This window comes from Rhodococcus sp. 06-462-5 (assembly GCF_002258315.1).
In the GTDB taxonomy this organism is placed as follows: Bacteria; Actinomycetota; Actinomycetes; order Mycobacteriales; family Mycobacteriaceae; genus Rhodococcoides.
Genome location: NZ_NOYD01000008.1, coordinates 128,090 through 151,511, shown reverse-complemented (window position 1 = coordinate 151,511; position 23,422 = coordinate 128,090). Strand labels below are relative to the sequence as shown.

At 65.6% G+C, this 23,422-nt stretch carries 22 protein-coding genes; 10 read left to right on the top strand and 12 right to left on the bottom strand.

The features are described from left to right. Window positions 1–12: 12 nt before the first annotated feature. Complete coding sequence (locus tag CH251_RS04890; RefSeq protein ID WP_094612172.1) at window positions 13–1,635, bottom strand: ABC transporter substrate-binding protein; 1,623 nt, start codon at window positions 1,633–1,635, stop codon at window positions 13–15. Window positions 1,636–2,079: 444 nt separating this feature from the next. On the opposite strand from CH251_RS04890, the gene acs reads away from it, so the two are divergent. Then, on the top strand, window positions 2,080–4,023 hold the full coding sequence (gene acs / locus CH251_RS04885; protein ID WP_094612170.1) for an acetate--CoA ligase: 1,944 nt from the start codon (window positions 2,080–2,082) through the stop codon (window positions 4,021–4,023). Window positions 4,024–4,064: 41 nt separating this feature from the next. On the opposite strand, the gene CH251_RS04880 is transcribed toward acs, so the two are convergent. Next, a complete protein-coding gene (locus CH251_RS04880; protein ID WP_094612168.1) occupies window positions 4,065–5,867 on the bottom strand; it encodes a glycosyltransferase family 39 protein in 1,803 nt (600 codons plus the stop codon). 228 nt (window positions 5,868–6,095) lie between these two features. After that, entirely contained in the window at window positions 6,096–7,466 is a 1,371-nt protein-coding gene (locus tag CH251_RS04875; RefSeq protein ID WP_179273610.1) for an MFS transporter, read from the bottom strand. A gap of 247 nt (window positions 7,467–7,713) precedes the next feature. On the opposite strand from CH251_RS04875, the gene CH251_RS04870 reads away from it, so the two are divergent. Together CH251_RS04870 and CH251_RS04865 are read left to right on the top strand one after the other, a co-directional pair. Beyond that, window positions 7,714–8,208 (top strand): phage holin family protein, encoded by a 495-nt coding sequence (locus tag CH251_RS04870; RefSeq protein WP_032395253.1) that lies wholly within the window; start codon window positions 7,714–7,716, stop codon window positions 8,206–8,208. A gap of 21 nt (window positions 8,209–8,229) precedes the next feature. After that, a complete protein-coding gene (locus CH251_RS04865; RefSeq protein WP_094612080.1) occupies window positions 8,230–9,162 on the top strand; it encodes an alpha/beta fold hydrolase in 933 nt (310 codons plus the stop codon). Here CH251_RS04865 and marP read toward each other — a convergent pair. Genes marP through nth form a run of 4 tightly spaced genes read right to left on the bottom strand, consistent with a single transcriptional unit; the run spans window position 9,159 to window position 12,401 of the window. Continuing rightward, window positions 9,159–10,349 carry an acid resistance serine protease MarP gene (gene marP, locus CH251_RS04860; protein ID WP_094612079.1) on the bottom strand — a complete coding sequence of 397 codons (1,191 nt, stop codon included), beginning with the start codon at window positions 10,347–10,349 and terminating at the stop codon, window positions 9,159–9,161. The two genes, CH251_RS04865 and marP, sit on opposite strands and share 4 nt — an antisense overlap. Beyond that, window positions 10,346–11,032, bottom strand: a complete 687-nt coding sequence (locus CH251_RS04855; RefSeq protein ID WP_094612164.1) for a CoA pyrophosphatase — start codon at window positions 11,030–11,032, stop codon at window positions 10,346–10,348. Before CH251_RS04855 ends, marP begins: the two co-directional genes overlap by 4 nt. 23 nt (window positions 11,033–11,055) lie before the next feature. Beyond that, window positions 11,056–11,664, bottom strand: coding sequence for a TlpA disulfide reductase family protein (locus CH251_RS04850; RefSeq protein ID WP_094612162.1), 609 nt, complete (start codon window positions 11,662–11,664; stop codon window positions 11,056–11,058). Between the two features lie 50 nt (window positions 11,665–11,714). Then, window positions 11,715–12,401 (bottom strand): endonuclease III, encoded by a 687-nt coding sequence (gene nth / locus CH251_RS04845; RefSeq protein ID WP_256978845.1) that lies wholly within the window; start codon window positions 12,399–12,401, stop codon window positions 11,715–11,717. 173 nt (window positions 12,402–12,574) lie between these two features. Here nth and CH251_RS04840 point away from each other — a divergent pair, with 173 nt between their 5' ends. Then, entirely contained in the window at window positions 12,575–12,844 is a 270-nt protein-coding gene (locus CH251_RS04840) for a hypothetical protein (protein WP_032395258.1), read from the top strand. A gap of 267 nt (window positions 12,845–13,111) precedes the next feature. After that, a complete protein-coding gene (locus CH251_RS04835; protein WP_027494494.1) occupies window positions 13,112–13,786 on the top strand; it encodes a Crp/Fnr family transcriptional regulator in 675 nt (224 codons plus the stop codon). A 27-nt stretch (window positions 13,787–13,813) separates the two neighbouring features. Here CH251_RS04835 and CH251_RS04830 read toward each other — a convergent pair whose 3' ends face one another. Continuing rightward, entirely contained in the window at window positions 13,814–14,605 is a 792-nt protein-coding gene (locus CH251_RS04830; RefSeq protein WP_094612160.1) for an MBL fold metallo-hydrolase, read from the bottom strand. Between the two features lie 58 nt (window positions 14,606–14,663). On the opposite strand from CH251_RS04830, the gene CH251_RS04825 reads away from it, so the two are divergent. Then, a complete protein-coding gene (locus CH251_RS04825; RefSeq protein WP_179273609.1) occupies window positions 14,664–15,518 on the top strand; it encodes a Gfo/Idh/MocA family protein in 855 nt (284 codons plus the stop codon). A 90-nt stretch (window positions 15,519–15,608) separates the two neighbouring features. Here the strand turns inward: CH251_RS04825 and CH251_RS04820 are convergent, their stop codons facing one another. Both CH251_RS04820 and CH251_RS04815 read right to left on the bottom strand, forming a co-directional pair. After that, window positions 15,609–16,067 (bottom strand): RidA family protein, encoded by a 459-nt coding sequence (locus tag CH251_RS04820; protein ID WP_094612076.1) that lies wholly within the window; start codon window positions 16,065–16,067, stop codon window positions 15,609–15,611. A 4-nt stretch (window positions 16,068–16,071) separates the two neighbouring features. Next, window positions 16,072–16,239, bottom strand: a complete 168-nt coding sequence (locus CH251_RS04815; protein WP_094609297.1) for a DUF4177 domain-containing protein — start codon at window positions 16,237–16,239, stop codon at window positions 16,072–16,074. A 47-nt stretch (window positions 16,240–16,286) separates the two neighbouring features. On the opposite strand from CH251_RS04815, the gene CH251_RS04810 reads away from it, so the two are divergent. From CH251_RS04810 to CH251_RS04800, 3 genes are read left to right on the top strand one after another with little or no spacing between them, the layout of a single operon-like run. Then, window positions 16,287–17,642, top strand: coding sequence for a wax ester/triacylglycerol synthase domain-containing protein (locus CH251_RS04810; RefSeq protein ID WP_094612075.1), 1,356 nt, complete (start codon window positions 16,287–16,289; stop codon window positions 17,640–17,642). Window positions 17,643–17,687: 45 nt separating this feature from the next. Then, window positions 17,688–18,695 (top strand): ArsA-related P-loop ATPase, encoded by a 1,008-nt coding sequence (locus CH251_RS04805; protein WP_094612074.1) that lies wholly within the window; start codon window positions 17,688–17,690, stop codon window positions 18,693–18,695. Continuing rightward, a complete protein-coding gene (locus CH251_RS04800) occupies window positions 18,692–19,822 on the top strand; it encodes an ArsA family ATPase (protein ID WP_094612073.1) in 1,131 nt (376 codons plus the stop codon). Before CH251_RS04805 ends, CH251_RS04800 begins: the two co-directional genes overlap by 4 nt. A 46-nt stretch (window positions 19,823–19,868) precedes the next feature. Here CH251_RS04800 and CH251_RS04795 read toward each other — a convergent pair whose 3' ends face one another. Continuing rightward, entirely contained in the window at window positions 19,869–20,192 is a 324-nt protein-coding gene (locus tag CH251_RS04795; protein ID WP_008712729.1) for a WhiB family transcriptional regulator, read from the bottom strand. A 294-nt stretch (window positions 20,193–20,486) separates the two neighbouring features. Here CH251_RS04795 and CH251_RS04790 point away from each other — a divergent pair, with 294 nt between their 5' ends. Beyond that, complete coding sequence (locus CH251_RS04790) at window positions 20,487–22,835, top strand: transglycosylase domain-containing protein (RefSeq protein WP_094612072.1); 2,349 nt, start codon at window positions 20,487–20,489, stop codon at window positions 22,833–22,835. 66 nt (window positions 22,836–22,901) lie between these two features. Here CH251_RS04790 and CH251_RS04785 read toward each other — a convergent pair whose 3' ends face one another. Next, window positions 22,902–23,366, bottom strand: coding sequence for a GatB/YqeY domain-containing protein (locus tag CH251_RS04785; RefSeq protein ID WP_094612071.1), 465 nt, complete (start codon window positions 23,364–23,366; stop codon window positions 22,902–22,904). Window positions 23,367–23,422: the final 56 nt, after the last annotated feature.

The window sequence follows — 23,422 nt, the reverse complement described above, 5'->3', positions numbered from 1 at the left end:
CGGAATTTGTCGTCAGCTGACTACGACGTCCTCGAGAACGATGTTGCCTCGGTTGTCGATCTTGACGTCGGAGACGCGATCGGACCACACGGCCTGGTTCAGGCCGTAGAACAGCGGGGTAGCGGGCATCTGGTCGATCAGGATGTCCTCTGCCTTCTGGTAGTCCGCCGTTGCAGCGTCGATATCTGCAGCGTTGTTGCCTTCGGCCAACGCGGCGTCGAATGCCGGGTCGTTGAAGAAGACGTAGTTGCTACCTGCCGGCGGGGTTGCGGCTGCCGAGTACAACGGGGAGAGGAAGTTGTAGATCGACGGGTAGTCCATGATCCAGCCCGAGCGGAACGGGCCGGTCATACCCTTGGCGTCCTGCAACGGCAGGTACTGCGCGAACTGCAGATCGCCGCGCAGTGCGTAGTTCACACCCAGGTTGTCACGCAACTGGTTGCCCACCGCGGTCATCCACGAATCGTGGCCCGCACCGGCGTTGAACCACAGGTCCACCGGCTGGCTGCGGTCGAAGCCGGCCTCGTCGAGCAGGCGGTTGGCCTCGTCCGGGTTGAGCTCACAGTTCGCACCGCAGGCGTCCTCGCGGTAGCCGTCGACGACGGGCGAAGCGAAAGATCCTGCCGGGGTACGGGTATCGGTGAAGATCGCGGTCGCGATGGCCTGACGATCGATGGCCATCGAGAATGCCTTACGCACGTTCGGATCCTGGAATCGCGGATCGTACGTCGGGAAACCGAGAGAAGTGATGTCGGGACGCGCACGCTCGCCGTAGCGGTCACCGAACTGGTCACGAGCAGTGGCCCACGCATCCTCGGGGAGGTCGAGCATGACGTCGAGTCCGCCGCCCTGAACATCGTTGTAGCCGGTGTTCAGCTCGGTGTAGACCTTGAAGTTGACGCCTGCGGACTGGGCGGGGTTGTCGCCTGCGTAGTCGTCGTACTTGGTGACGGTGAAGCCCTGTCCCGGAACGAAGTCCGAGTCGGCCTTGAACGGGCCGTTACCGATCGGGCGGGCACCGTATGCATCGGGGTCGGCATAGAACGCCTCGGGCAGCGGGTCGAATGCCGTGTAGCCCAGCGTGAGCGGGAAGATGGCGAACGGTCCGGTGAGCTTGACGGTGAAGGTCGTCTCGTCGACGACGTTCAGTCCGCTCAGTTCGGTTGCGACGGGCTCGGCGGTCTCGCTGCCCTGCAGATCTGCGTAGCCTTCGATGTTCTCGAAGAAGTACGAGGCACCGAATGCGTTGGTGCTCAACGCGTTGTAGCTCCACGCCTTGGTGTACGACTCGGCCGTGACGGGGGTGCCGTCGTGGAACGTCCAGCCGTCCTTGAGCTTGACCGTCCAGGTGGTGTTGTCCTCGGACTCGACGGACTCGGCAACGCCGTTGTACTCGACGCTGTTGTCCTCGTCGTTGAACGTGACCAGCGGAGTGAAGAGGGCCTCGAGGACCTGGCTGCCTTCGCTCTCGGTGGTGTTACCGGGAACCAGCGGATTCTCCGGCTCACCGATGTAGATGCTGTAGATCCCGTCGGCACTGCCACCGGAACTCGAGCCTCCACCGCCACAGGCGGCGAGCAGGCTCGCACTCATCAGCACAGCCGTGGTGACGACCGCGGCACGTTTGATACGCAAGAAAATCCTCCATCCAGATGTGAACACGGGGTCATCCGTGCTCAGTTCCTCGGGCGCGACGCCCGGGGATTCGTGGGCGACCGCATGGCACGGCAGGTGGGCCGTTCCAACGATCTGATGGGATGGACTTTAGACACATCCTGAAACGAACATGTGAACTCCCCCAACTTTTGCTGACCCGTGAGTAAGCCGGAAACATGATCGAAACGTTTCGGCAAGTCGATTTCTCACAGTTCGGACATCCGCGTCGCCACGGGTGTACGCCGACGGCCCCGATTACCGCCCAGCGTGCAGAAACTACCGATCACCGCAGATCAGGGGGTTGCAGGCGATTGCAACGGTGCGATTGCCATCACATGTGACTACCCTCACAAGGGGCTCGAGACCGGCACGGAAGTGCAGTTTCATGAGCGAAATGCACCGGACGAAAGTGAGCTATTCGAGATGACGACCAGTACCTCCGGAACCGACGAGACCGCGGTTGCCTCCTACGCACCCTCGGCCGAGTTCTCGGCTCAGGCGAACGCCGGAGCCGAGCTCTACGCCGCCGCCGAAGAGGATCGACTCGGCTTCTGGGCCGAACAGGCTCGCCGACTCCACTGGCACACCCCGTTCACCGAAGTTCTCGACTGGTCCGACGCCCCTGTAGCCAAGTGGTTCGCCGACGGCGAGCTCAACGTCGCCTACAACTGCGTGGACCGCCACGTCATCGACGGACACGGCGACCAGGTCGCAATCCACTGGGAAGGCGAGCCAGGCGACAGCCGCGACGTCACCTACTCCGATCTGCTCGCCGACGTCAGCCAGGCCGCGAACACCCTGACCGAACTCGGCCTCGTCTCCGGCGACCGCGTCGCGATCTACATGCCCATGATCCCCGAGGCCATCGTCTCGATCCTCGCGTGCGCACGCCTGGGCCTGACCCACTCTGTCGTCTTCGCCGGCTTCTCGGCCACCGCACTGCGCTCGCGCATCGACGACGCCGAAGCCAAGCTCGTCATCACCACCGACGGCCAGTGGCGACGCGGCAAGCCCGCCCCCATCAAGGACACCGTCGACGAAGCCGTCGACGGCGCAGCCTCGATCGAACACGTGCTCGTCGTCAAGCGCACCGACTCCGACGTCGCCTGGACCGACGGACGCGACCTGTGGTGGCACGAGACCGTCGCCAAAGCATCGAAAGAGCATGAAGCACAGCCTTTCCCGGCCGAGCACCCGCTCTTCATCCTGTACACCTCCGGCACGACGGGTAAGCCCAAGGGCATCATCCACACCTCCGGCGGCTACCTGACGCAGACCTCGTACACCCACCACAACGTCTTCGACCACAAAGCCGGCACCGACGTCTACTGGTGCACCGCCGACATCGGCTGGGTCACCGGACACTCCTACATCGTCTACGGACCGCTCTCCAACCGCGCCACCCAGATCGTCTACGAGGGCACGCCCAATTCGCCCGACGAGCACCGGCATTGGAACGTCATCGAGAAGTACAAGGTCTCGATCTACTACACCTCCCCCACCCTCGTGCGCACATTCATGAAGTGGGGCAAGGAAATCCCCGAAGCCCACGATCTGTCCTCGATCCGCCTGCTCGGATCCGTCGGCGAGCCGATCAACCCCGAGGCGTGGCGCTGGTTCCGCGACGTCGTCGGCGGCGGAACCGCCCCGATCGTCGACACCTGGTGGCAGACCGAGACCGGCGCGATCATGATCTCCCCGCTCCCCGGTGTCACCGCCACCAAGCCCGGCTCCGCGATGGCCCCGCTGCCCGGTATCTCCGCCAAGATCGTCGACGACGACGCCAAGCCACTGGGCAACGGCGGCAACGGATATCTCGTCCTCGACGAGCCGTGGCCGTCGATGCTGCGCGGCATCTGGGGCGACATGGACCGCTACAAGGACACCTACTGGTCGCGCTACGCCGAGGAGGGCTGGTACTTCGCCGGTGACGGCGCCAAGTACGACGAGGACGGTGCCCTGTGGGTCCTCGGCCGCGTCGACGACGTCATGAACGTCTCCGGCCACCGCATCTCCACGTCCGAGGTGGAATCCGCCCTGGTCAGCCACCACGGAGTAGCCGAGGCCGCAGTGGTCGGTGCCGCCGATGAGACCACCGGTCAGGGCATCGTCGCATTCGTGATCCTGCGCGCGGGCATCGAGAACACCGGCGACGAACTGATCGCCGAACTCAAAGCCCAGGTGTCGAAGGAGATTTCACCGATCGCCAAGCCACGGGAGATCTCCATCGTGCCGGAGCTGCCGAAGACGCGCTCGGGCAAGATCATGCGTCGCCTCCTCCGCGACGTGGCCGAGGGCCGCGAACTCGGCGACGTCTCCACCCTCGTCGACCCGAAGGTGTTCGAGGCGATCAAGAAGGGTCGCTAGCGCTCCCATGTGAGTGAAACTTCGTAGCCTGCTACGAAGTTTCACTCACATGCGGCGCAGCCGGTCAGATCGAACACCGTGTAGTCGCCGACGGTCTTGGGTGTGAAGGTCGCTGTCACCCAATCACCGATCGCCGACGGTCTGGACGTGCCCGTGCCTGCGATGAAGTAGTGGATTTTTCCGGCGGCCACATCGGCCTCGAATTGGTCGAGCGTGGGCGACGGGTCGGTCCCGGAGAACCCGCCCACCGGCATCACCGGGTCGTCGGTCGCGAGCTGTAGGCCCGCGGCGGCGTTGGATCCGATCGTCGCCGCCACCCAGGTGTAGTGCTGTGCGCCGGATTCGAGCAGCGCGGTCAGTCGGTCGTCCGGTGCCTGGGCAGTGAATTGCGCCGAGTGCCCGGCACTGTCGTCGCGCACTCCATTTCTGGACTCTGCCGCCTCGGACGGAATCGAGGGGCCCGCCGATGGACCGCCCCCACTGTGTGGGGTGACGACAGTGTCGGCGACATATGCGACCGGCCCCGCCAACGCGACAGCCAGAGCAACTGCCGCCACTGCACGCGAAACGTGCCTGGATCCTCGGACCACGAGGGCGAGGGCAACAACGATCCCGACTCCCAGCACGACCCAGCGGAGCCACGGCACGAACTCCGGAGTGCGAGCGAGAAATGCGAACGACGTTGCCGTCGTGACAGCCGAAACGAGCGCGAGAATCGCACGCCCCCAGAACTTCTCGCGTCGCACCCACAGTTCACGCAGGGCAGCGCCGACGATCGCGGCGATCGCCGGTGCGATCACGATCGTGTAGTACGAGTGGAACGTACCCGACATGAAGCTGAACACCACCGAGCACCCGACGAGCCACAATCCCCACATCACGAACCAGGCGCGCCGGAAATCCTGCCGGGTTGCTCTCCCGCGCATGATGATTCCCGCCGCCACGAGCACGAACGCTGCCGGAATCAGCCACGAGATCTGACCGCCCTGGGCGGCCGCGAACAAGCGGGTGATGCCCGTCTGCGCACCGTGCCCAGCCGAGCCTGCACTGCCAGAAAACGACTCCGCGACGCCGCCGTGTTCGTTTCCCGTCAGTCGGCCCAGGCCGTTGTAGCCGAACGTCAGGTCCAGAATGCTGTCGGTCTTCGACCCGCCGACCCACGGCCGGTCGGCAGCCGGAACCAACTGGACGATCGCCACCCACCACCCGGCCGTCACGAGCACCGCAGCACCGGCGGCGAGCAACTGCAGAATTCGAGTTCCGAGCTTCGGTGGACCGAACGCCGCGTACGTCACGGCAAGAGCCGGAACGACGAGGAACGCCTGCAGTTGCTTTGTCAGAAACCCCAGGCCGACAACAGCTCCGGTGAGCACCAGCCATCGCGTTTGCCCGTCCTCGAGCGCGCGAAGCATTGCCCACGCTGCTGCCAGCAAGGTGAGGGTGAGCAACGCGTCGGGATTGTCGTAGCGGAACATCAGGGCGAAGGTCGGCGTCGTCGCAAGTACTGCACCCGCGATCGACGCGGCCCCGTAGCCGAATCGACGGGCGACGATCGCGTATATGATTCCCACGCTCAGCACCGCCATGAGCACCTGCGGTAGCAGCAGCGACCACGAGTTGAGACCGAAGGCGCGCACGGACAGTTCCATGATCCACAGCGACGCGGGCGGCTTGTCCACCGTGATCGAGTTCGCCGCGTCGGACGAACCGAAGAGGAAGGCCTTCCAGCTCACCGACCCGGCTTGAACGGCGGCTGCGTAGAAGGAATTACCCCAATGCTCGCGGTTCAGATCGAGGGCATAAGCCCCTGCTGTTCCGGCGAGAAGGGCGACGAGAGTGGGCATTGCCCAGCGCGGGCGAGCGATGTCGTGTTCGAGGACGGTCACAGTCGATCACTGTCGCCCTCGATCCTGAGGATGCGCGATCAACTTCCTGACAATCGACCGTCAATCGCGACAGCCGCACGAAAAAGAGCAGACGCATGTGAGCGCAACTTCGTAGTGGGCTACGAGGTTCGGAGTGGAGCCTGCGGAACGACCGCAGGCTCCGCGCTCACGTGCGGCGGAGCCGCTCTACACGCTGTCGAGCGACTGGTCTCGTGTTTCCTTCATGATGATCAGCGAGATCAGCGTCAACGCTGCGGCGATGGCGAGGTACACGCCAACCCAGCCGACGCCGTAGCTGCTCACCAGCCAGGTGGCGATGAACGGTGCCACTGCGGCACCGAGGATCGACGCGGTGTTGTACGAGATTCCCGAGCCCGTGTACCGAACGTTCGTCGGAAACAGTTCGGGCAGAACGGCACTCATCGGGCCGAAGGTCAGGCCCATCAGTCCGAGACCGACACACATGAACACCAACATCTTGCCCGCAGAGGCGGACGCCGGATCTGCGAACCAGTGGAACGACAGACCGAACAGCACGATCGCCGAGGTGATGACGATGAGCGTGGGACGACGGCCGTACTTGTCGGCGAGCAGCCCGGCCACCGGAATCAGCGCGGCGAAGAACAGCACCGCGATGAGCTGCAGCTCCAGGAAGTCGGTGTACGGGATGGCCAGCTTGGGTCCGTTGACGTCGGAGACCTTGCCCGTTCCGTAGCTGACCACCCACGTGGTCATGATGTAGAACAGCGTGTAGGTGGCGAGCATGACGAACGTTCCGATGATCAGCTGACGCCAGCTGGTCTTGAACACCTGCGCGAGCGGGGTCTTGACCTTCTGGCCGCGCTCGACGGCCAGCTTGAACACCGGCGTCTCCTCGAGCTTGAGCCGGACGTACAGGCCGATGATGACCATGACGGCGCTGAGCAGGAACGGAATTCGCCAGCCCCACGTGAGGAACGCGTGGTCGGTGCCGGAGTTGACCGAGTCGTAGCCCGTCGCGATGACGATGAGCAGGAAGATGCCGTTGGCGAAGAAGAACCCGATGGGTGCGCCCAGCTGTGGGTACATCGCCGCCCACGCTCGCTTGCCCGGCTTGGCGGTCTCGGTGGCCAGCAACGCTGCACCGCTCCACTCGCCGCCGAGACCGACGCCCTGCGTGAAGCGCATGATCGCCAGCAGGGCCGGAGCCCAGAGGCCGACCGCGGCGTAGGTCGGCAACAGTCCGATCGCGAACGTCGCGACACCCATCGTCAGCAGGGAGCCGACGAGCGTTGCCTTGCGTCCGATGCGATCGCCGAAGTGGCCGAACAGAATCGACCCGACGGGACGCGCGATGAACGCCAAACCGAACGTCGCGAACGACGCCAGCAGCGCGGTGGTGTCGTTGCCTGCGGGGAAGAACAGACGCGGGAAGACGAGCACTGCGGCGGTGGCATAGATGTAGAAGTCGAAGAACTCGATGGACGTGCCGACCATCGAGGCGATCACGATGCGCGACCGCGGCACCTGAGGTGCGGGAATTGCGCCGTCGGCGGCGACGGCGTGTGCTGAACTCACGAATACTCCTGAAGGGGGAAGTTCCCTGCAAATTACCTGATGAACACCTGAGAATTTCACGCCCCGGGGCTGTTCGTTGCCGGTTCGTGCAACATTGTCGTGTTTGCCCGCGCGGACGCGGAGGTACCCGGCCGGGACGGCCGAGCGTCGCTCGACAAGCAGGAAACAGTTAATCTGCTACCTAGGCACTACTGTCGATACGATCTTCCGCACAACACCGAGCAGAGCAATTACAAGGGGTCGAGAGTTGAGCGTCAGCAATGACAAGGGATACGGCAACGGCGTCCCGAACACGATTTCGTCGATACCTCTGACCGATGTCGATGCCCGCACCCCTGGTAGCGCCAGCATCGGAAACCTCGTCAAGGACGCAACCACTCAGGTCTCGACGCTCGTACGCGCCGAAGTCGCTCTCGCCAAGGCCGAGGTCACCGGTGAGGTCAAGAAGGGTCTGCAGGGCAGCGTCTTCTTCATCATCGCGTTGACGGTGTTGCTGTTCAGCTCGTTCTTCTTCTTCTTCTTCGCCGCCGAGCTGCTGGACGTGTGGCTCTACCGCTGGGCCGCATTCCTGATCGTGTTCGCCGTCATGGTGTTGGCTGCGGCGCTGTTCGGATTCCTCGGTTACCGCAGAGTCAAGAAGCTGCGCAAGCCCGAGAAGACCATCGACTCGCTCAAGCAGGCGTCGACGGTGCTGCCGAACCAGCACGATTCCATCCCCGGAGTTCCCGGCTACAAGAAGTAGTAGCCCGGCGAATCGAGCAGTATGAATCAGCCCGATCCGTCCACGGTCCGATATCCGGGACAGTGGATCCACCGCGACATCCACGCCAACGGAATTCGGTTCCATGTCGTGGAGGTCGGCGAACACGCACCGGACGCACCGCTGGTGGTTCTGCTGCACGGCTTCGCCGACTTCTGGTACTCGTGGCGACACCAACTCGAGGCACTCGCGCGTTCGGGTGTTCGCGCCATCGCCGTCGACCTGCGTGGATACGGTGACTCCGACAAGCCTCCACGCGGTTACGACGGGTGGACCCTGGCCGGCGACATCGTCGGACTCGTTCGCGCCCTTGGCTACCCGAACGCCACCTTCGTCGGCCACGCCGACGGCGGTCTGGTCTGCTGGGCGAGTGCAGCGCTGCATCCCCGCCTGGTGAGCTCGATGGTGCTCATCAACGCGCCGCATCCCATCTCCCTGCGTCGCTCCGTGTTGAAGGACTCCGCGCAGCGCGGTGCCCTGCTGCCACACTTCGTTCGCTACCAGGTTCCGCTGCGCCCCGAGAGGCTACTGACGCGTCGAGGCGGTGTCGCGGTGGAAGAGCTGATGAGTAGCCGCGCCGGGTCCATGTGGCAGCGCACCGAGGATTTCGCGGACACCACGGCAAAGATGCGGTCGGCCATCCGCATTCCGGGGGCTGCGCACTGCGCGCTCGAATATCAGCGGTGGGCGTTCCGCAGTCAGTTCCGTTCCGACGGTCGTCGCTTCATGGACGCCGTGGACGTGCGCACCTCGATTCCCGTCGCGCAGATCAGCGGCGACCTCGACCCGTACGTCCTGCCCACCACCCTCGACAGAGATCGGCACTGGGCACCGGGGCTGACGCGTCGAACGGTGCGAGACGTGGGGCACTACGTGCACCAGGAAGCCCCCGACGTGGTGTCCGAGGAGATCCTGCGGGTCGTGCGCGAGAGCTAGACGATGCAGTCGCCCGTGCCCACCGGCACCGGGGCATCGAAGCTCTGCGCGAGCTCGTCCGCGATCTCCGACGCGGTCAGCACGAATCCGGTGTCGGGGTCGTCGACCGCCGCGCCGAACACGACGCCGAGCACCTCGCCGGCCGAGTTGACCAGCGGTCCACCGGAATTGCCCTGCCGCACCGATCCGCGGACGGTGTACACCTCTCGTTGAACGGTGCCCGTGCGGTAGATGTCCGGTCCGCTGAGGTTGATGATCTCGCGGATGCGCGCCGGGCTCGCCGTGTACGGTCCGCCGCCCGGGTAGCCGAGCACGATGGCGTCGGTTCCGGACTCGGCAGGCGTCGGCGCGAACGGCAGCACCGGGGCCTGGAGCTGCGAAACCCGAAGTACTGCAATGTCTTCTTCGGGGTCGAACAACACGACGTCGGCCACCAGAGGTCCGTTCGGCGAATCGACGGTCACCTCGGACGTGCCCGCGACGACGTGCGCGTTGGTCATCACCAGATCCGATCCGACGACGAAGCCCGAACCTTCCAGCGCTTTCTGGCAGCTCGGCGCGATGCCGTTGATCTTGATGACGCTCGATTGCAGTTGCACCGGAATCGGCCCCGCTGCGATCCCGGAATCGGGTGCGGCGACGTTCGCGACCGGGGTGCGTCCGAACGGTCCGATGACGTCCGGGAGCCCGGACGTATCGAGCAAGGCCGAGAATTCCTTGGGCACCTGACGCAACCAGTCGGGTGCCACCTCGTCGACTTTGCCCAGGACCGTCGAGCCGCGCACCGCACTGGCGACCTCGGGCTGCGAGGACGACGTCAGTGGAATGGCGAGCAGCCACGCGGCCGCGAGGACGGCCGCGGCCTGCAACCCCGCACCGATGGTGCTGTCGACCGATCGTGCTCCGCGCGAATGGATTCCGCTGCGCAGTGCCCGACCGAGAACCATGCCGGCCACCTCACCGACGATCACCAACACCACGATCAATGCGATTCCGACGAACACCCGGGTCCGCGAACCGTCGACGTGTTCGAGCACGTGCGGTGCCACCAGAATTCCGGCGACCGCCCCGAGCACGACACCGAGAAACGCCAGCGCCGACGCCACCGCCCCCTGCCGCCATCCCGACGACGCCGCCAGCAGTGCGATGGCAACCACCGCGATATCGACCCACCCTGAACCTGTCACCGATCGAGCCTCGCTCCTACCGCAGTCAAGCTGGCCTCCAGATCGCGTACGTCCCCCGTGTCCCACTCGGGCTCCCAGCCCGATACAGCCAGCAGACCCGCCAGGATACCGCCCGTGAAGCCCCACACCAGCATTCCCTGCACAGCGAACGCGGGACCCTGGTAGCCCGCGGGGTGGCGCACCTGAAATCTGTTGTTCGGATCGAGCAACTCGCGCAACGGAACTCGCACCACTCGCTCGGTCTCGCCGGGATCGACGACACGCACCGGGGTCGGCCGCTCCCAGTACGAGAGCACCGGAACCACGTCGAAGCGTGAGGGCGGAACGTAAATTCCGGGCATCGTCGCCAGCGGGACGACGCCTGCCGGGTCGAGTCCGGTTTCCTCCTGCGCCTCACGCAGTGCCGTGCCGATCGGGCCGTCGTCGCCCGGGTCGGTTGCCCCACCGGGAAAGGCGATCTGCCCGCTGTGATCTCGCAGCGTCGACGCACGCTGGGTCAGCAGGACGTCGGCGTCGGCAGGCAGTCCGCCGGGTGCACCGGGATCGGCGACGGGTGTGCCGCCGAACAGCACCAGCACAGCGGCGGACCGCGGTCGGTCGGACGGCGGTGCTTGACGCTGCAGCACGGGGTTGGTCCCGGTGGTGTCGATCAGACCGCCCGCCCTGCCTGCGACGTCGAGCATGCGCCCGAGCCAGTCGGGTGCGGTCACGAGTCGACTCCGAGGTTCACGCGGACGGCGTCGGCGATGTCGTCGACGCTCCGGAAGGGTTGTGGCAGCACCTTGGCGACAGTGCCATCCGCAGATATCAAAACGGAAACGGGGAGCACGTTGGGCGCTCCCACGGCGGCGACGACCCTGCCCGCCCCGTCCTGAACGCCGGGCAGAGTGATGCCGTAATCGGTGAGCCGAGTCAGGCCGTTGGCTTCGTTGGCGTCGTTGTGGACCGTCAGGACCTCGATCTTCTCGCCCGCCCGTTCGGAGTACTGCTGCAGGTAGGGCAGCTCTTCGGCGCAGGGCCCGCACCAGTACGCCCAGATGTTGAGCAGGGCGGGGCGGCCCGCGAGTGCCTGGCCGAGGTCGACGTACGAGCCGTCGCCGATGCATTCGAGGGTGATGCCGGTCAGCGGACCGGATGCAGCACCGGACGGCGTCGGACATGCGGCCAGGCCTGCGTCTTGCCGTAGCGGAGCGAGGGCCTCGGGGTTGTCGGCTGCGCGACGCTCGTCCGTGCCCGGGGCTCGCTGCCCGAGGCCGGGAGAATCCGTGGGCTGCGCGGTCGGCCCGTCGCTGCGGGGCCACAGCGCGTAGACCATCCCGACCACCAGGATCAGAGCGACCAGTGACCACCGCAGAGCAGATCTGTTCACGGCACGATTCCGGCGAGGGCGAGGAGGTGATCGGTTTCCGGGCCCTTCACCAACGCGGCGGCGGCGGCGGGGTCGGTCGGCCCGGTCCCGTAGGAGGGGCAGTCCTTGGCGAGGACGCACACCCCACATGCGGGGGTACGAGCGTGGCAGACGCGTCGACCGTGAAAGATGACTCGATGCGAGAGCAGCGTCCACTCCTTGCGTTCGATGAGTGCGCCGACGGCGTGCTCGACCTTGACCGGGTCTTCCTCCTCGGTCCACTGCCACCGCCGCACCAGCCGTCCGAAATGGGTGTCGACGGTGATTCCCGGAACATCGAAGGCATTGCCGAGCACGACGTTGGCCGTCTTGCGGCCGATCCCGGGAAGCGTGACGAGATCCTTCAATGTTGCCGGCACCTCGCCGTCGAAGTTCTCCAGCAACTTCTGCCCGAGTCCGATCAGCGAGTTCGCCTTGTTTCGGTAGAACCCCGTGGTGCGGATGTACTCCTCGAGCTCGGTGCGGTCGGCCTCGGCGTAGTCGCGAGCTGTGCGGTATTTCACGAACAGTGCCGGGGTGACCATGTTGACGCGCTTGTCGGTGCACTGCGCGGACAGGATGGTCGCGACGGCGAGTTCGAGGGGCGTTGTGAAGTCCAGTTCGCAGTACACATGCGGGAAGGCCGTGTTCAACGCCCGGTTCATCCGCCGAGCTCGGCGCACGAGCCCGAGGTGAGTCTCCTCGCGTTTGCGCACGTCGGGGCGTTTCGGAGCTGTCGAATCCACTCCACAACTGTACGGACAAGAATGCGTAACGTTCCTCGCGGCAGGAGTGGGCTGTGTTTGTATCGAGACCTTTTCGGTGTTAACTGGCCGGTATGCAAGGACTCGCCGTGGTGCTCTTTCCGGTACTACTCATGCTCTTCGCACTCGCGATGGAACGCGTCGAGTTCCGGCTCAGCAAGCTCGGCGTCCGGGAGCAGGAAGTGCAGGAGTTCCTCGATCAGGCGAGCACGTCCGAGGTCGCCACTCTGGCGAACGAGGGCTTCCCGCACGCGTTGGCCCGGTTCAACACCCGCAAGCGCCGCCAGACCCCGCCGCGGACGGTCGACACGCGCGACGGCATGGTCGACCAACGAGCCAGCTGAGCGCACGTTTCGTCCCATTGGTCGTAATTTCGATGAATTTCGGGTGAACGGGAACACACACCCGAGACCTCTGGCAACCTGTGGTGGCGTCGATCACTCGGTTTCCACCGACTCGAAGTAGACTCCCCTGAGGTAATTGTTGTGTTTGATCATCTGGTCGGCGTCGACGCCTGAACTGCACCGCAGTTCGGTGTATGGCACGAACTGTGTACAAACGCTTTCGGTGGTGCGGGTTGCCGCGTCACCGACATCCCAAAAGGAGCGCAAGTGGACGACGTCCTGGCACGGGCCGGCATCTTCCAAGGAGTCGAACCCTCTGCGGTTGCGGCACTGACGAAGCAGCTGCAGCCTGTCGATTTCCCCCGTGGACACGTGGTGTTCAACGAGGGTGAGCCCGGAGACCGGCTCTACATCATCGTTTCCGGCAAGATCAAGCTCGGGCGACGCTCCCCCGACGGACGCGAGAACCTGCTGACGATCATGGGACCGTCGGACATGTTCGGTGAGCTGTCGATCTTCGATCCCGGCCCCCGTACGTCCTCGGCCACCACGGTCACCGAGGTGCGCGCGGTCAGCATGGACCGAGCTGCACTCAAGGACTGGATCGACCAGCGCCCCGAGATCGCCGAGCAGTTGCTGCGCGTACTGGCCCGCCGGTTGCGTCGCACCAACAACAACCTGGCCGACCTCATCTTCACCGACGTTCCCGGACGCGTCGCGAAGGCGCTGCTGCAGCTGGCCCAGCGATTCGGCACCCAGGAAGCGGGCTCGCTGCGCGTCACCCACGACCTGACGCAGGAAGAGATCGCCCAGCTCGTCGGTGCCTCTCGCGAGACCGTCAACAAAGCACTGGCCGACTTCGCGCACCGCGGATGGCTGCGCCTCGAAGGCAAGTCCGTGCTGATCTCGGACTCCGAGCGTCTGGCCCGCAGAGCTCGCTAGGCCGAGTTCCGTCGGGACAGCAGCTCGCTAGCTCTCGCGGAGGTAGGCCAGCTGCGTCTTGACCGACATCCGCGCAGCAGGCCACAACTTCTTGTCCACGTCCGCATAGACGTGCCGCACCACCTGCATCGGTTTCGCGTTCTCGCCGAGTTCGACGAGCGCCGAGCGAACCTGATCCAACCGCTGCCGACGGTGAGCGCGATACGCCCGCGCCACCTCGGCGGTGTCCGGCAACTCCGGCCCGTGACCGGGAAGCACGGTCTTCCCCGCGCCTGCCGCTTCGAGCCGATCCAACGACTGCAGATAATCCGTGAGCGAGCCGTCCTTCGGGTCGAGCACCGTGGTGCCGCGGCCGAGGACGGTATCTCCCGTCAGGATCGCGTCGTCGAGCACGAAACTCACCGAATCAGCGGTGTGCCCGGGCGTGTGCAGAACCTCGATCCGAAGCCCCGCGGCCTCGATGACCTCGCCGTGGGTCAGAGCAGCACCGTCCCCATGCAGGAACTTCTCCCCGACCGCCCGCACCGGAGCCGACGTCTTGCGGTGAAAACGCTTCAGCCCACCGGTGTGATCGGCGTGGCGATGGGTCACCAGGGTCAGCACCACCGTGCCCGACGCGGCGACGGCGTCGAGGTGGGCTCGATCCTTCGGCCCCGGATCGACGACGATGCACTCCTCGGACCCCGGTGCCTGGAGAATCCAGGTGTTCGTTCCATCGAGGGTCATCTTGCCCGGGTTGTCGGCGAGCAGAACCGACGCGGTGGGCGTCACCTGCCGGAGTAGTCCGTACGCGGGATGCTGGGGGTTCGAGACGGCCATGAAAGTACTGTAGGTCGCCTGCTCCGGGAGATGTCCACGAGGACTACCGTCGATACTCATGAAGATCGGACTCGTCGGAGCGGGCCCCTGGGCTCGCAAGACTCAAGCCCCCTCGCTGCTCGCTCATCCGGGCGTCGACTTCGCCGGAGTGTGGGCCCGACGGCCCGAGGCGGCGGCCGAGATGGGGGCACCGGTCTTCGAATCGTTCGATGCATTGCTCGACGCGGTCGACACGGTGGCCTTCGCGGTACCACCGGCCGTGCAATCCGGGTACGCGCTCCGCGCGGTGCAGGCAGGCAAACATGTGTTGTTGGACAAGCCGATTGCCGCAACAGTGGCCGAGGCCGAGGAACTGGCCTCGGCGGTGACGGCAGCAGGCGTGCGCTCGATGGTGACGCTGACTCTCCGGTTCGCCCCGGAGACAAGGCAATTCCTCGACGCGGCCGCCGGACGACCGTGGGCCGCGGGCTCGGGAACGTGGTTCTCCGGTGCCGTCCTCGGCGGAGCGTATGCGAACTCCCAATGGCGACACGACGACGGAGCGATCCTCGACATCGGGCCACACGTGTTCGATCTACTCGACGCGGCGCTGGGAACCATTGCACGCGTTGCCTATTCACACCGCGAGGTTGCGTCGGACAGCTGGACGGTGCTGCTCGAGCACGAAGGCGGGGCCCGCAGCACGGTGCAGTTGTCGTTGCGGACGCCGATCATGCCGTCGCTGATGCGGATAGAACTCAGCGGCACCGACGGAGTCGAGGCACTCACCGATCGATCGACCTCGTCGACCGACTGCTTCGCCGTTCTGCTGGACGGATTCCTGGAGTCGGTCGAAAAGGGTGTCGATCACGAATGCTCGGTACACCGAGGCCTGCACCTGCAGAAGGTGATCAGTGCGGCTGCGCCCCAGTGACATGTGCGGCTGCGCCCCAGTGACATGTGCGGCTGCGCCCCAGTGGCGTGGTCGAGTGCCCCGGAGGGCACACAAACACACCACTGCGCGTCAGCGCAGTTCGACGATGAGCTCCACTTCCACCGAAGCGCCGAGGGGCAGTTCGGCCACTCCCACAGCCGAGCGCGCATGCTTGCCCGCATCGCCGAAGATCTCACCGATGACGTTCGACGCCCCGTTGATCACCCCGGGCTGACCGGTGAATCCCGGCGCGGACGCGACGAACCCGACCGCCTTGATCACCCGGGCCACCGAATCGATGCCGACGAGCGCGTGCACGGCGGCGAGCGCGTTCAGGGCGCAGATACGTGCCGCAGCGGTGGCGTCGTCAGCGGTCACGTCGCCGCCGACCTTGCCCGCGGACGTCAGGTTTCCGTCCACGATCGGCAACTGGCCGGAGGTGTGGACGAGCGAGCCGACCTGCACCGCCGGGACGTAGGCCGCCAGCGGCGGGACGACGTCGGGCAGCTCGATGCCCAGCTCGGACAGTCGTTCACTCCACTTCGCCACGCGCTCAGGCCTTCGGGCGCTTGAAGTACGCGACCAATGTGTCGCCGCCGTTGGGTCCCGCCATGATCGTGACGAGCTCCCAGCCCTCGGAGCCGTAGTTGTCGAGAATCTGCTTGGTGGCGTGAATCAGGACCGGTGCGGTGAAGTACTCCCAGATGATCTTTTCGCTCATGACTGTTGAGTCTATCGCCCGCGCGGGGCCGGAACTACAGTCGTCGCATGGATCGGCTGGATATCAAGGACGCCATCTACCACTTCGCGCGTGACCGCGGTGATTCTCGAGACCAGTTCTCCTTGACGGCGTTCGACTCGGTCGATCGCCCCGCGCCCTCGTTCGACGAGGTCGTCGCGCACATGGAGGCCCGCGCACCGCTCGTTCCCGGCCTGGGACTGCGGCTTCGGGAGGCACCGCTGAACCTCGACTATCCGCGATGGGTGCCCGATACATCCCCGCTGGCCGAACGGATGTCCGATCACGATCTCGGCGGTGCGCCCTGGGCCGATTTCGAGGCCTTGATGGGTGACCTGCTTCGTACCCGTCTCGATCTCCGAGAGCACTCCTGGCACTTGCACGTGGTGCGTGGAATCGGTTCTGCTCCGCTGATACAGGGTGCGGTCACGGTGGTGATACTGCAGGTCGGGCACGCCCTGACCGATGGCCTCGGCGTCTCGAAGATGGTTCGCGCACTGTTCGATCCGCTGTCTGCGACAGGTGCGGCACCGTCTCCGGAGACCGAGCCCGAGCGGGAGAACCCCGTCGTCGGCGTTCTCGGTGCGGTGGTCCGGGCACCGGTGGATCTCGTTCGATCGCGGTGGGAGGCCCGCCGCGCGATTCGCGCCTACCGGGGAGCGCCGCCCGGCCCGCCGTCGGTGCCCGCCACGTCGCTGAACCGGGCCGTGGGGCCGTATCGAGTCGTCCGCATAGTGCCGATGCAGATGACGGAAGTCCGCGTGGGTGCCGCGTCGGTGACGGTGTCCGCTCTCTGCGCCGTCGGCTCGTGTCTCGATCGGTATCTCGGCGACGGTCGCAGGACATTGTCCGAGACCGGAGGCACCGTTGCGGCGTTCGTCCCGATGGCCCTGCCTCGCGACGTGGAGTGGCCTGCAGCGAATCGTGCGGTGGTCGGAACGGTCGACCTCCACGTCGGCGAACCCGATCTCGCAAAGCGGGCCGAGCTGATCACTGGGTCGCTCACGGCCGAACGAGCCAGAGTGACGGCCGCACCACTGCTTCGCATCGCCCGTGCGGACGAGCGGGTGCCTGCGCCGATCGTCCGATTCGTACAAGGCCGCCGATTCCGAAAACACGACCGCTCTCCGTCGCGCGTCGGCGCTCAGACAACCGTGGTCAGTGTGGACCGTGGCCGCGCGGACCTCGAGCTGTGCGGTGCCGTCGCGCGCTTCTCGGCGGGTTTCGGGTTTCTCGAAGACGGCCGGTGTCTCGCTCACGGTTTCTTCGGTCTCGGCGACATGGTGACGATCGCGTTGGTCGCCTGTCCCGACGCAGTTCCGGATCTCGACGCGTACACACAGGGATTGGTCGACCGACTCCGCCGACACTCCGGACAGAGTTAGAGACTTCGGTCGGACGCCCGGGGACGACCTCTATATGGTCGGGGTGTGGGCATAGCGAACGAAGAGGGATGGCCGGCGAAGGCAGACGCCGCGCGGCTGCATTTCGTATCCGGTAAGGGTGGGACCGGCAAGACGACGGTCGCTGCCGCATTGGCGTTGGCGCTCGCGGCAGGCGGTCGACGGGTTTTGCTGGTCGAGGTCGAGGGCCGACAGGGCATCGCGCAGCTCTTCGACGTGCCGCAGCTCCCGCCGCAGGAGACGCGCGTCGCCTCGGCGGACGGCGGCGGCGAGGTCTACGCGCTGGCCATCGACATCGAGACCGCGTTCCTCGAATACCTCGAGATGTTCTACAACCTCGGCTTCGCCGGCCGCGCGATGCGCAAGATCGGTGCCATCGAGTTCGCGACGACCATCGCACCCGGTCTGCGCGACGTGCTGCTCACCGGCAAGGTCAAGGAATGTGTGGTGCGGACCGACAAGAAGGGCAACCGCATCTACGACGAGATCGTCGTCGACTCGCCGCCGACGGGCCGCATCGGAAACTTCCTGGACGTCACCAAGGCCATGGCCGACCTGGCCAAGGGCGGACCGGTTCGTTCACAGAGCGAGGGCGTGGTGCGGTTGCTGCACTCGGCCGACACCGTCGTGCACCTGGTGACGCTGCTCGAGGCGTTGCCGGTCCAGGAGACGGCCGACGCTGTGAGTGAGCTCGAGGCGGCCGATCTTCGGCTCGGCACGGTCATCGTCAATCGCACCGAACCGACGTATTTGCCCGCCGAGTCCCTCGAAGCCATCGCCGAGGGCGAGATCGATGCCCTCGCCATTGCGGACGGTCTCGCCAAGACCGGAATCACGTTGTCCGAGGCGGACTTCGCCGGGCTGCTCACCGAATCGATCGAGCACGCGGCAACGCTCTCGGCTCAGGTGGAGAGCGCAACCACGCTCGACGAACTCGACGTCGCGCGGATGTCGCTGCCGATGTTGGCCGACGGTGTCGATCTCGGCGGCTTGTACGAGCTCGCCGCCAAGCTCGCAGAACAGGGTGTCCGATGACGCGACCAGTAGCAGCCGAACTCGATGTTGACCGCATTCTGACCGATCCCACGTCCCGGATCGTCGTGGTCTGCGGGGCGGGCGGCGTCGGTAAGACGACCACCGCAGCAGCGATGGCACTGCGGGCTGCCGAGCAGGGCAGGCGGGTAGTGGTGCTGACGATCGATCCGGCCCGCCGCCTGGCTCAGGCTCTCGGTCTCGGCGATCTCGACAACAGCCCGCAGCCGGTGAAGTTGGGTGCCGGTGCCAAAGGCGAACTGCACGCAATGATGCTGAACATGCGACGCACGTTCGACGAGATGGTCATCGAACACTCGACGCCGGAGAAGGCCGAGCAGGTGCTGGCCAATCCGTTCTATCAGACTGTGGCGTCGTCGTTCTCGGGCACGCAGGAGTACATGGCGATGGAGAAGTTGGGGCAGTTGTCCCTGGACTCGTCGTGGGATCTGATCGTGGTGGACACTCCGCCGTCGCGCAACGCGCTGGACTTCCTCGACGCGCCGCAGCGACTCGGCTCGTTCCTCGACGGCCGCTTCATCCGGCTGCTCACCGCTCCCGGTCGCGGCATCACCCGCGTGGTCACCAGCGCGATGAGCTTGGCCATGCGCGGCGTCTCCACGGTGATCGGTAGCCAAATGCTTTCCGACGCATCGGCTTTCGTTCAATCGCTGGATTCGATGTTCGGCGGCTTCCGCGAGCGGGCGACGCGTACCTACCAGCTGCTACGCGAGGACGGCACCAGCTTCCTCGTCGTCGCTGCCGCAGAACCCGACGCGCTGCGCGAGGCAGCGTTCTTCGTGGAGCGATTGTCCGCGGAGAAGATGCCGCTGGCAGGCTTGGTGGTGAACCGAACGCACCCGACGCTGTCGACGGTGCAAGCCGATCACGCTGCGACGGCCGCAGATCTGCTCGATCGAATCGAGGACCCCGGCGCGGATCTGACCGCCGCAGTCCTCCGGATCCACGCCCAGCGTGCGGTCACGGCTGCGCGGGAGGTGCGGTTGCTCCGACGCTTCACCGGTGCGCACCCTCGGGTGCCCATCGTCGGTGTTCCGTCGCTGCCGTTCGAGGTCTCCGATCTCGCCGCGCTACGTGCGGTGGCCGATCAGCTGACCCGCAAGGGCTAGACAAGCCGTACCTGGCAGGGCTGATCCAGCCCTGCCGGGCAGGGTGCTAGATAGCTGCTTGCTGCTGGCGCTGGGTCTCGAAGAATTCGGACCAGGAGTCGACCTCGGGGTGCTGCTTGAGCAGCGCCCGGCGCTGACGTTCCGTCATGCCGCCCCAGACACCGAACTCGACACGGTTGTCGAGTGCATCCGCACCGCACTGCATCAGCACCGGGCAATGCCGGCAGATGGTCGCAGCCTTGCGCTGCGCTGCACCCCGGACGAAGAGCTGGTCCGGGTCAGTGCCCTTGCAACGGGCGTGCGACACCCAGGCGATGCGTGCCTCTGCTTCTTCTACATCGAGTCGCGTCGGCGCGGTTGTCGTGTGCATGCGGATACCCCTTTGCGTTGCGGACGTCCTCGCTGGACGTCCCGGAGGCTCGAAGCGGTTTGTACCTCGTCTGGCGAAGCACAAATTCTAGGAGCTGCCCCACATTCATTATCAAGTGTTATGCGAATCACACCGTGCTCATAATTTAGGTAACGCGAGCCCCGAATGCAAGACGGCGGGGTCACATTTCTGGTACGGCCGTCCCGAGCAGGGGCGCAGCGCACAGCGCATGCAGGCCTCTGCCGGTCCGAGCGGTACCCACGTACGCTGTGCTCTGTGTCAGTTGGAAAAACCGTGGCGAAGCTCGCCGGATGTTCAGCACTCGCCGGTGCATTGCTCGCCGGCGTGATGTTCCCCTTGGCCGGTGGGTTCGGGTACGCGTCCAACCGCGCCGCCGATACCGTCGACAACGTCTCGGCCGAGTTGGTCGAAGGCGCAGTGCCTGCCGTCTCGACGATGACGGACGTCAACGGCACGCCCATCGCCTGGCTGTACGAGCAGCGTCGATTCGAGGTGCCGAGCGACCAGATCTCCAACGAGATGAAGCTCGCCATCGTCTCGATCGAGGACCGCCGCTTCGCCGAGCACCAGGGCGTGGACTGGCAGGGCACGCTCCGAGCCTTCCTGACCAACACCACCAGCGGGCAGGTCGAGCAGGGCGCGTCCACCATCGACCAGCAGTACGTGAAGAACTATCAGCTGCTCGTGGTGGCCAAGACCGACGCCGAGCGCCGCGCGGCCATCGAGACGACGCCCGCTCGCAAGATCCGTGAGATCCGGATGGCGTTGACGCTCGACAAGGAACTGACCAAGGACGAGATCCTCACCCGCTACCTCAACCTGGTGCCGTTCGGTAACGCGTCCTTCGGCATCCAGGACGCGGCCCAGACCTACTTCGGCATCGACGCCAGCCAGCTCAGCGCCGTCCAGGCCGCGATGCTCGCGGGCATGGTGCAGTCCAGCTCGGCGCTCAATCCGTACACCAACGAGGAGGGCGTGATCGAGCGCCGGAACACCGTGCTCGACACGATGATCCAGAACCTCCCCGAACGCGCCGACGAGCTCGCCGCCCTCAAATCCGAGCCGCTCGGCGTACTGCCGGTCCCCCAGACCCTGCCCCGCGGATGCATCGCGGCAGGTGACCGCGGATTCTTCTGTGATTACGCCTTGCAGTACCTCGCCGACGCCGGCATCAGCCGGGAGCAGATCGACAAGGGCGGCTACCTCATCCGCACGACGCTCGATCCCTCGGTGCAGAACTCCACCAAGGCCGCACTGGTCAGCAACACCAGCCCCTCGCTCGACGGTGTCGCCACCGTGATGAACGTCGTGGCACCCGGGCAGGATCAACACCGCATCCTCGCGATGGGCAGCAGCCGCACCTACGGGCTCGATGCCGATACCGACGAAACCGTGCAGCCGCAGCCGTATTCGCTGATCGGCAACGGCGCGGGCTCGATCTTCAAGATCTTCACCACCGCCGCGGCGATGGAACGCGGACTCGGTACCAGCGCAACGCTGCAGGTTCCTCGGCGCGTCGAGGTCAAGGGCGTCGGCGACGGCGGAGCACGTAACTGCCCGGCAGCGACCTACTGCGTCGAGAACGCGGGCAACTACCCGGCGTCACTGTCCATCACCGACGCGTTGGCCCAGTCCCCCAACACCGCGTTCGTCAAGCTGATCGAGTCGGTCGGCGTCACCCCGACGGTCGACATGGCCGTTCGCCTGGGCCTGCGCTCGTACAACGACCCGGGCTCGTCGGGCACCGACCAGTCGATGGCCGACTTCCAGAAGGATCAGAATCTCGGCTCGTTCACCCTCGGGCCCACCTGGGTGAACCCGCTCGAACTCTCCAACGTGGCGGCCACGCTGGCGTCCGGTGGCAAGTGGTGCCCACCCACCCCGATCGACTCGGTGTTCGATCGAGAGGGCAAGCCGGTTCCCGTCACCCAGGAGGCCTGTGAGCAGGTCGTCGAGCCCGGATTGGCCAACACCCTCGCCAACGCGATGAGCAAGGACGATCAGGCAGGCGGCACGTCCGCCGCCGCGGCCGGCTCGGTCGGCTGGACACTGCCCATGGCGGGCAAGACCGGAACCACCGAATCGCACCGGTCGTCGGGCTTCCTCGGCTTCACCAACAACTACGCCGCAGCCGTCTACACCTACGGCGACTCACCGACGCCCAGCGAGATCTGCTCGTTCCCACTGCGGCCCTGCGGGTCCGGCAACCTCTTCGGCGGCAACGAACCGGCCAGGACGTGGTTCGACGCCATGAGCCCGATCGCCACCAACTTCGGACCCGTCACGTTGCCACCCGTCGACCAGAAGTACGTCCGTGGCTCGGCCAACGGTCAGGTACCCGACGTCACCGGCCAGAGCCAGTCGTCGGCGACGTCCACGCTGCAGGGCGCGGGCTTCCAGGTGACGGTGGCCACCACGGCCGACCAGGCGGCTCGCGGCACCGTGGTGTCGACGTCGCCGTCGGGTTCGGCGGTCCCCGGATCGAACATCACGATCTACGTCAGTGACGGTTCGGTTCGGCCTGCCCCGGCTCCGACGCCTTCGCTGCCGAACATCCAGATTCCGGACCTACCGCCGGGCATCCAGATCCCGGCGATCCCCGGTATAACCGTTCCTCGTTAGTGCCTGCGGCAGTGGTGCGGTTGTGTGCCCCAGGGGGTACATAACCGCACCACTGCGCGGAGCGCACTACAAGCGGTCTTTGACGGCCTTCGACAGTCGCGATCCGTCGGCCTTGCCTGCGGCGAGTCCCGACGCGATCTTCATGACCTGACCCATCTGCTTCATCGCCGGTCGCTCCCCCAGTTCTTCGGCGACCTGGGCGATGGCAGTGTCGACGATGGTGGCCAGCTCCTCGTCCGTGAGCGGAGTCGGCAGATACTCGTTGATGATCTGCGCCTCTGCATGCTCGTTGGCGGCGAGTTCACCGCGGCCGTTCTGCGTGTAGATCTCGGCCGACTCGCCGCGCTTCTTCGCTTCCTTGGCAAGCACTTTGAGAACGTCGTCGTCGGTCAGATCGTGGGCCTCCTTGCCGGAGACCTCCTCGGTCTGGATGGCGGCGAGAATCATGCGCAGCGTTGCCAGGCGGAGTTTGTCCTTCGCCTTCATCGCTGCAGTGAGGTCGGTACGGAGGCGGGCCTTGAGTTCGGACATGGCGGAAACGCTACGCGGCGCAGTCGTCGGCTCGCACGTCCATATCCGGTTGCTGC

What these genes read in the sequence shown, in the direction of transcription:
- acs (WP_094612170.1), top strand. Translation starts at nt 2,080, where the DNA reads ATGACGACCAGTACCTCCGGAACCGACGAGACCGCGGTTGCCTCCTAC.
- CH251_RS04880 (WP_094612168.1), bottom strand. Translation starts at nt 5,867, where the DNA reads ATGCCCACTCTCGTCGCCCTTCTCGCCGGAACAGCAGGGGCTTATGCC.
- CH251_RS04865 (WP_094612080.1), top strand. Translation starts at nt 8,230, where the DNA reads ATGAATCAGCCCGATCCGTCCACGGTCCGATATCCGGGACAGTGGATC.
- CH251_RS04855 (WP_094612164.1), bottom strand. Translation starts at nt 11,032, where the DNA reads ATGCTCGACGTCGCAGGCAGGGCGGGCGGTCTGATCGACACCACCGGG.
- CH251_RS04850 (WP_094612162.1), bottom strand. Translation starts at nt 11,664, where the DNA reads ATGGTCTACGCGCTGTGGCCCCGCAGCGACGGGCCGACCGCGCAGCCC.
- nth (WP_256978845.1), bottom strand. Translation starts at nt 12,401, where the DNA reads ATGAACCGGGCGTTGAACACGGCCTTCCCGCATGTGTACTGCGAACTG.
- CH251_RS04840 (WP_032395258.1), top strand. Translation starts at nt 12,575, where the DNA reads ATGCAAGGACTCGCCGTGGTGCTCTTTCCGGTACTACTCATGCTCTTC.
- CH251_RS04830 (WP_094612160.1), bottom strand. Translation starts at nt 14,605, where the DNA reads ATGGCCGTCTCGAACCCCCAGCATCCCGCGTACGGACTACTCCGGCAG.
- CH251_RS04825 (WP_179273609.1), top strand. Translation starts at nt 14,664, where the DNA reads ATGAAGATCGGACTCGTCGGAGCGGGCCCCTGGGCTCGCAAGACTCAA.
- CH251_RS04815 (WP_094609297.1), bottom strand. Translation starts at nt 16,239, where the DNA reads ATGAGCGAAAAGATCATCTGGGAGTACTTCACCGCACCGGTCCTGATT.
- CH251_RS04810 (WP_094612075.1), top strand. Translation starts at nt 16,287, where the DNA reads ATGGATCGGCTGGATATCAAGGACGCCATCTACCACTTCGCGCGTGAC.
- CH251_RS04800 (WP_094612073.1), top strand. Translation starts at nt 18,692, where the DNA reads ATGACGCGACCAGTAGCAGCCGAACTCGATGTTGACCGCATTCTGACC.
- CH251_RS04795 (WP_008712729.1), bottom strand. Translation starts at nt 20,192, where the DNA reads ATGCACACGACAACCGCGCCGACGCGACTCGATGTAGAAGAAGCAGAG.
- CH251_RS04785 (WP_094612071.1), bottom strand. Translation starts at nt 23,366, where the DNA reads ATGTCCGAACTCAAGGCCCGCCTCCGTACCGACCTCACTGCAGCGATG.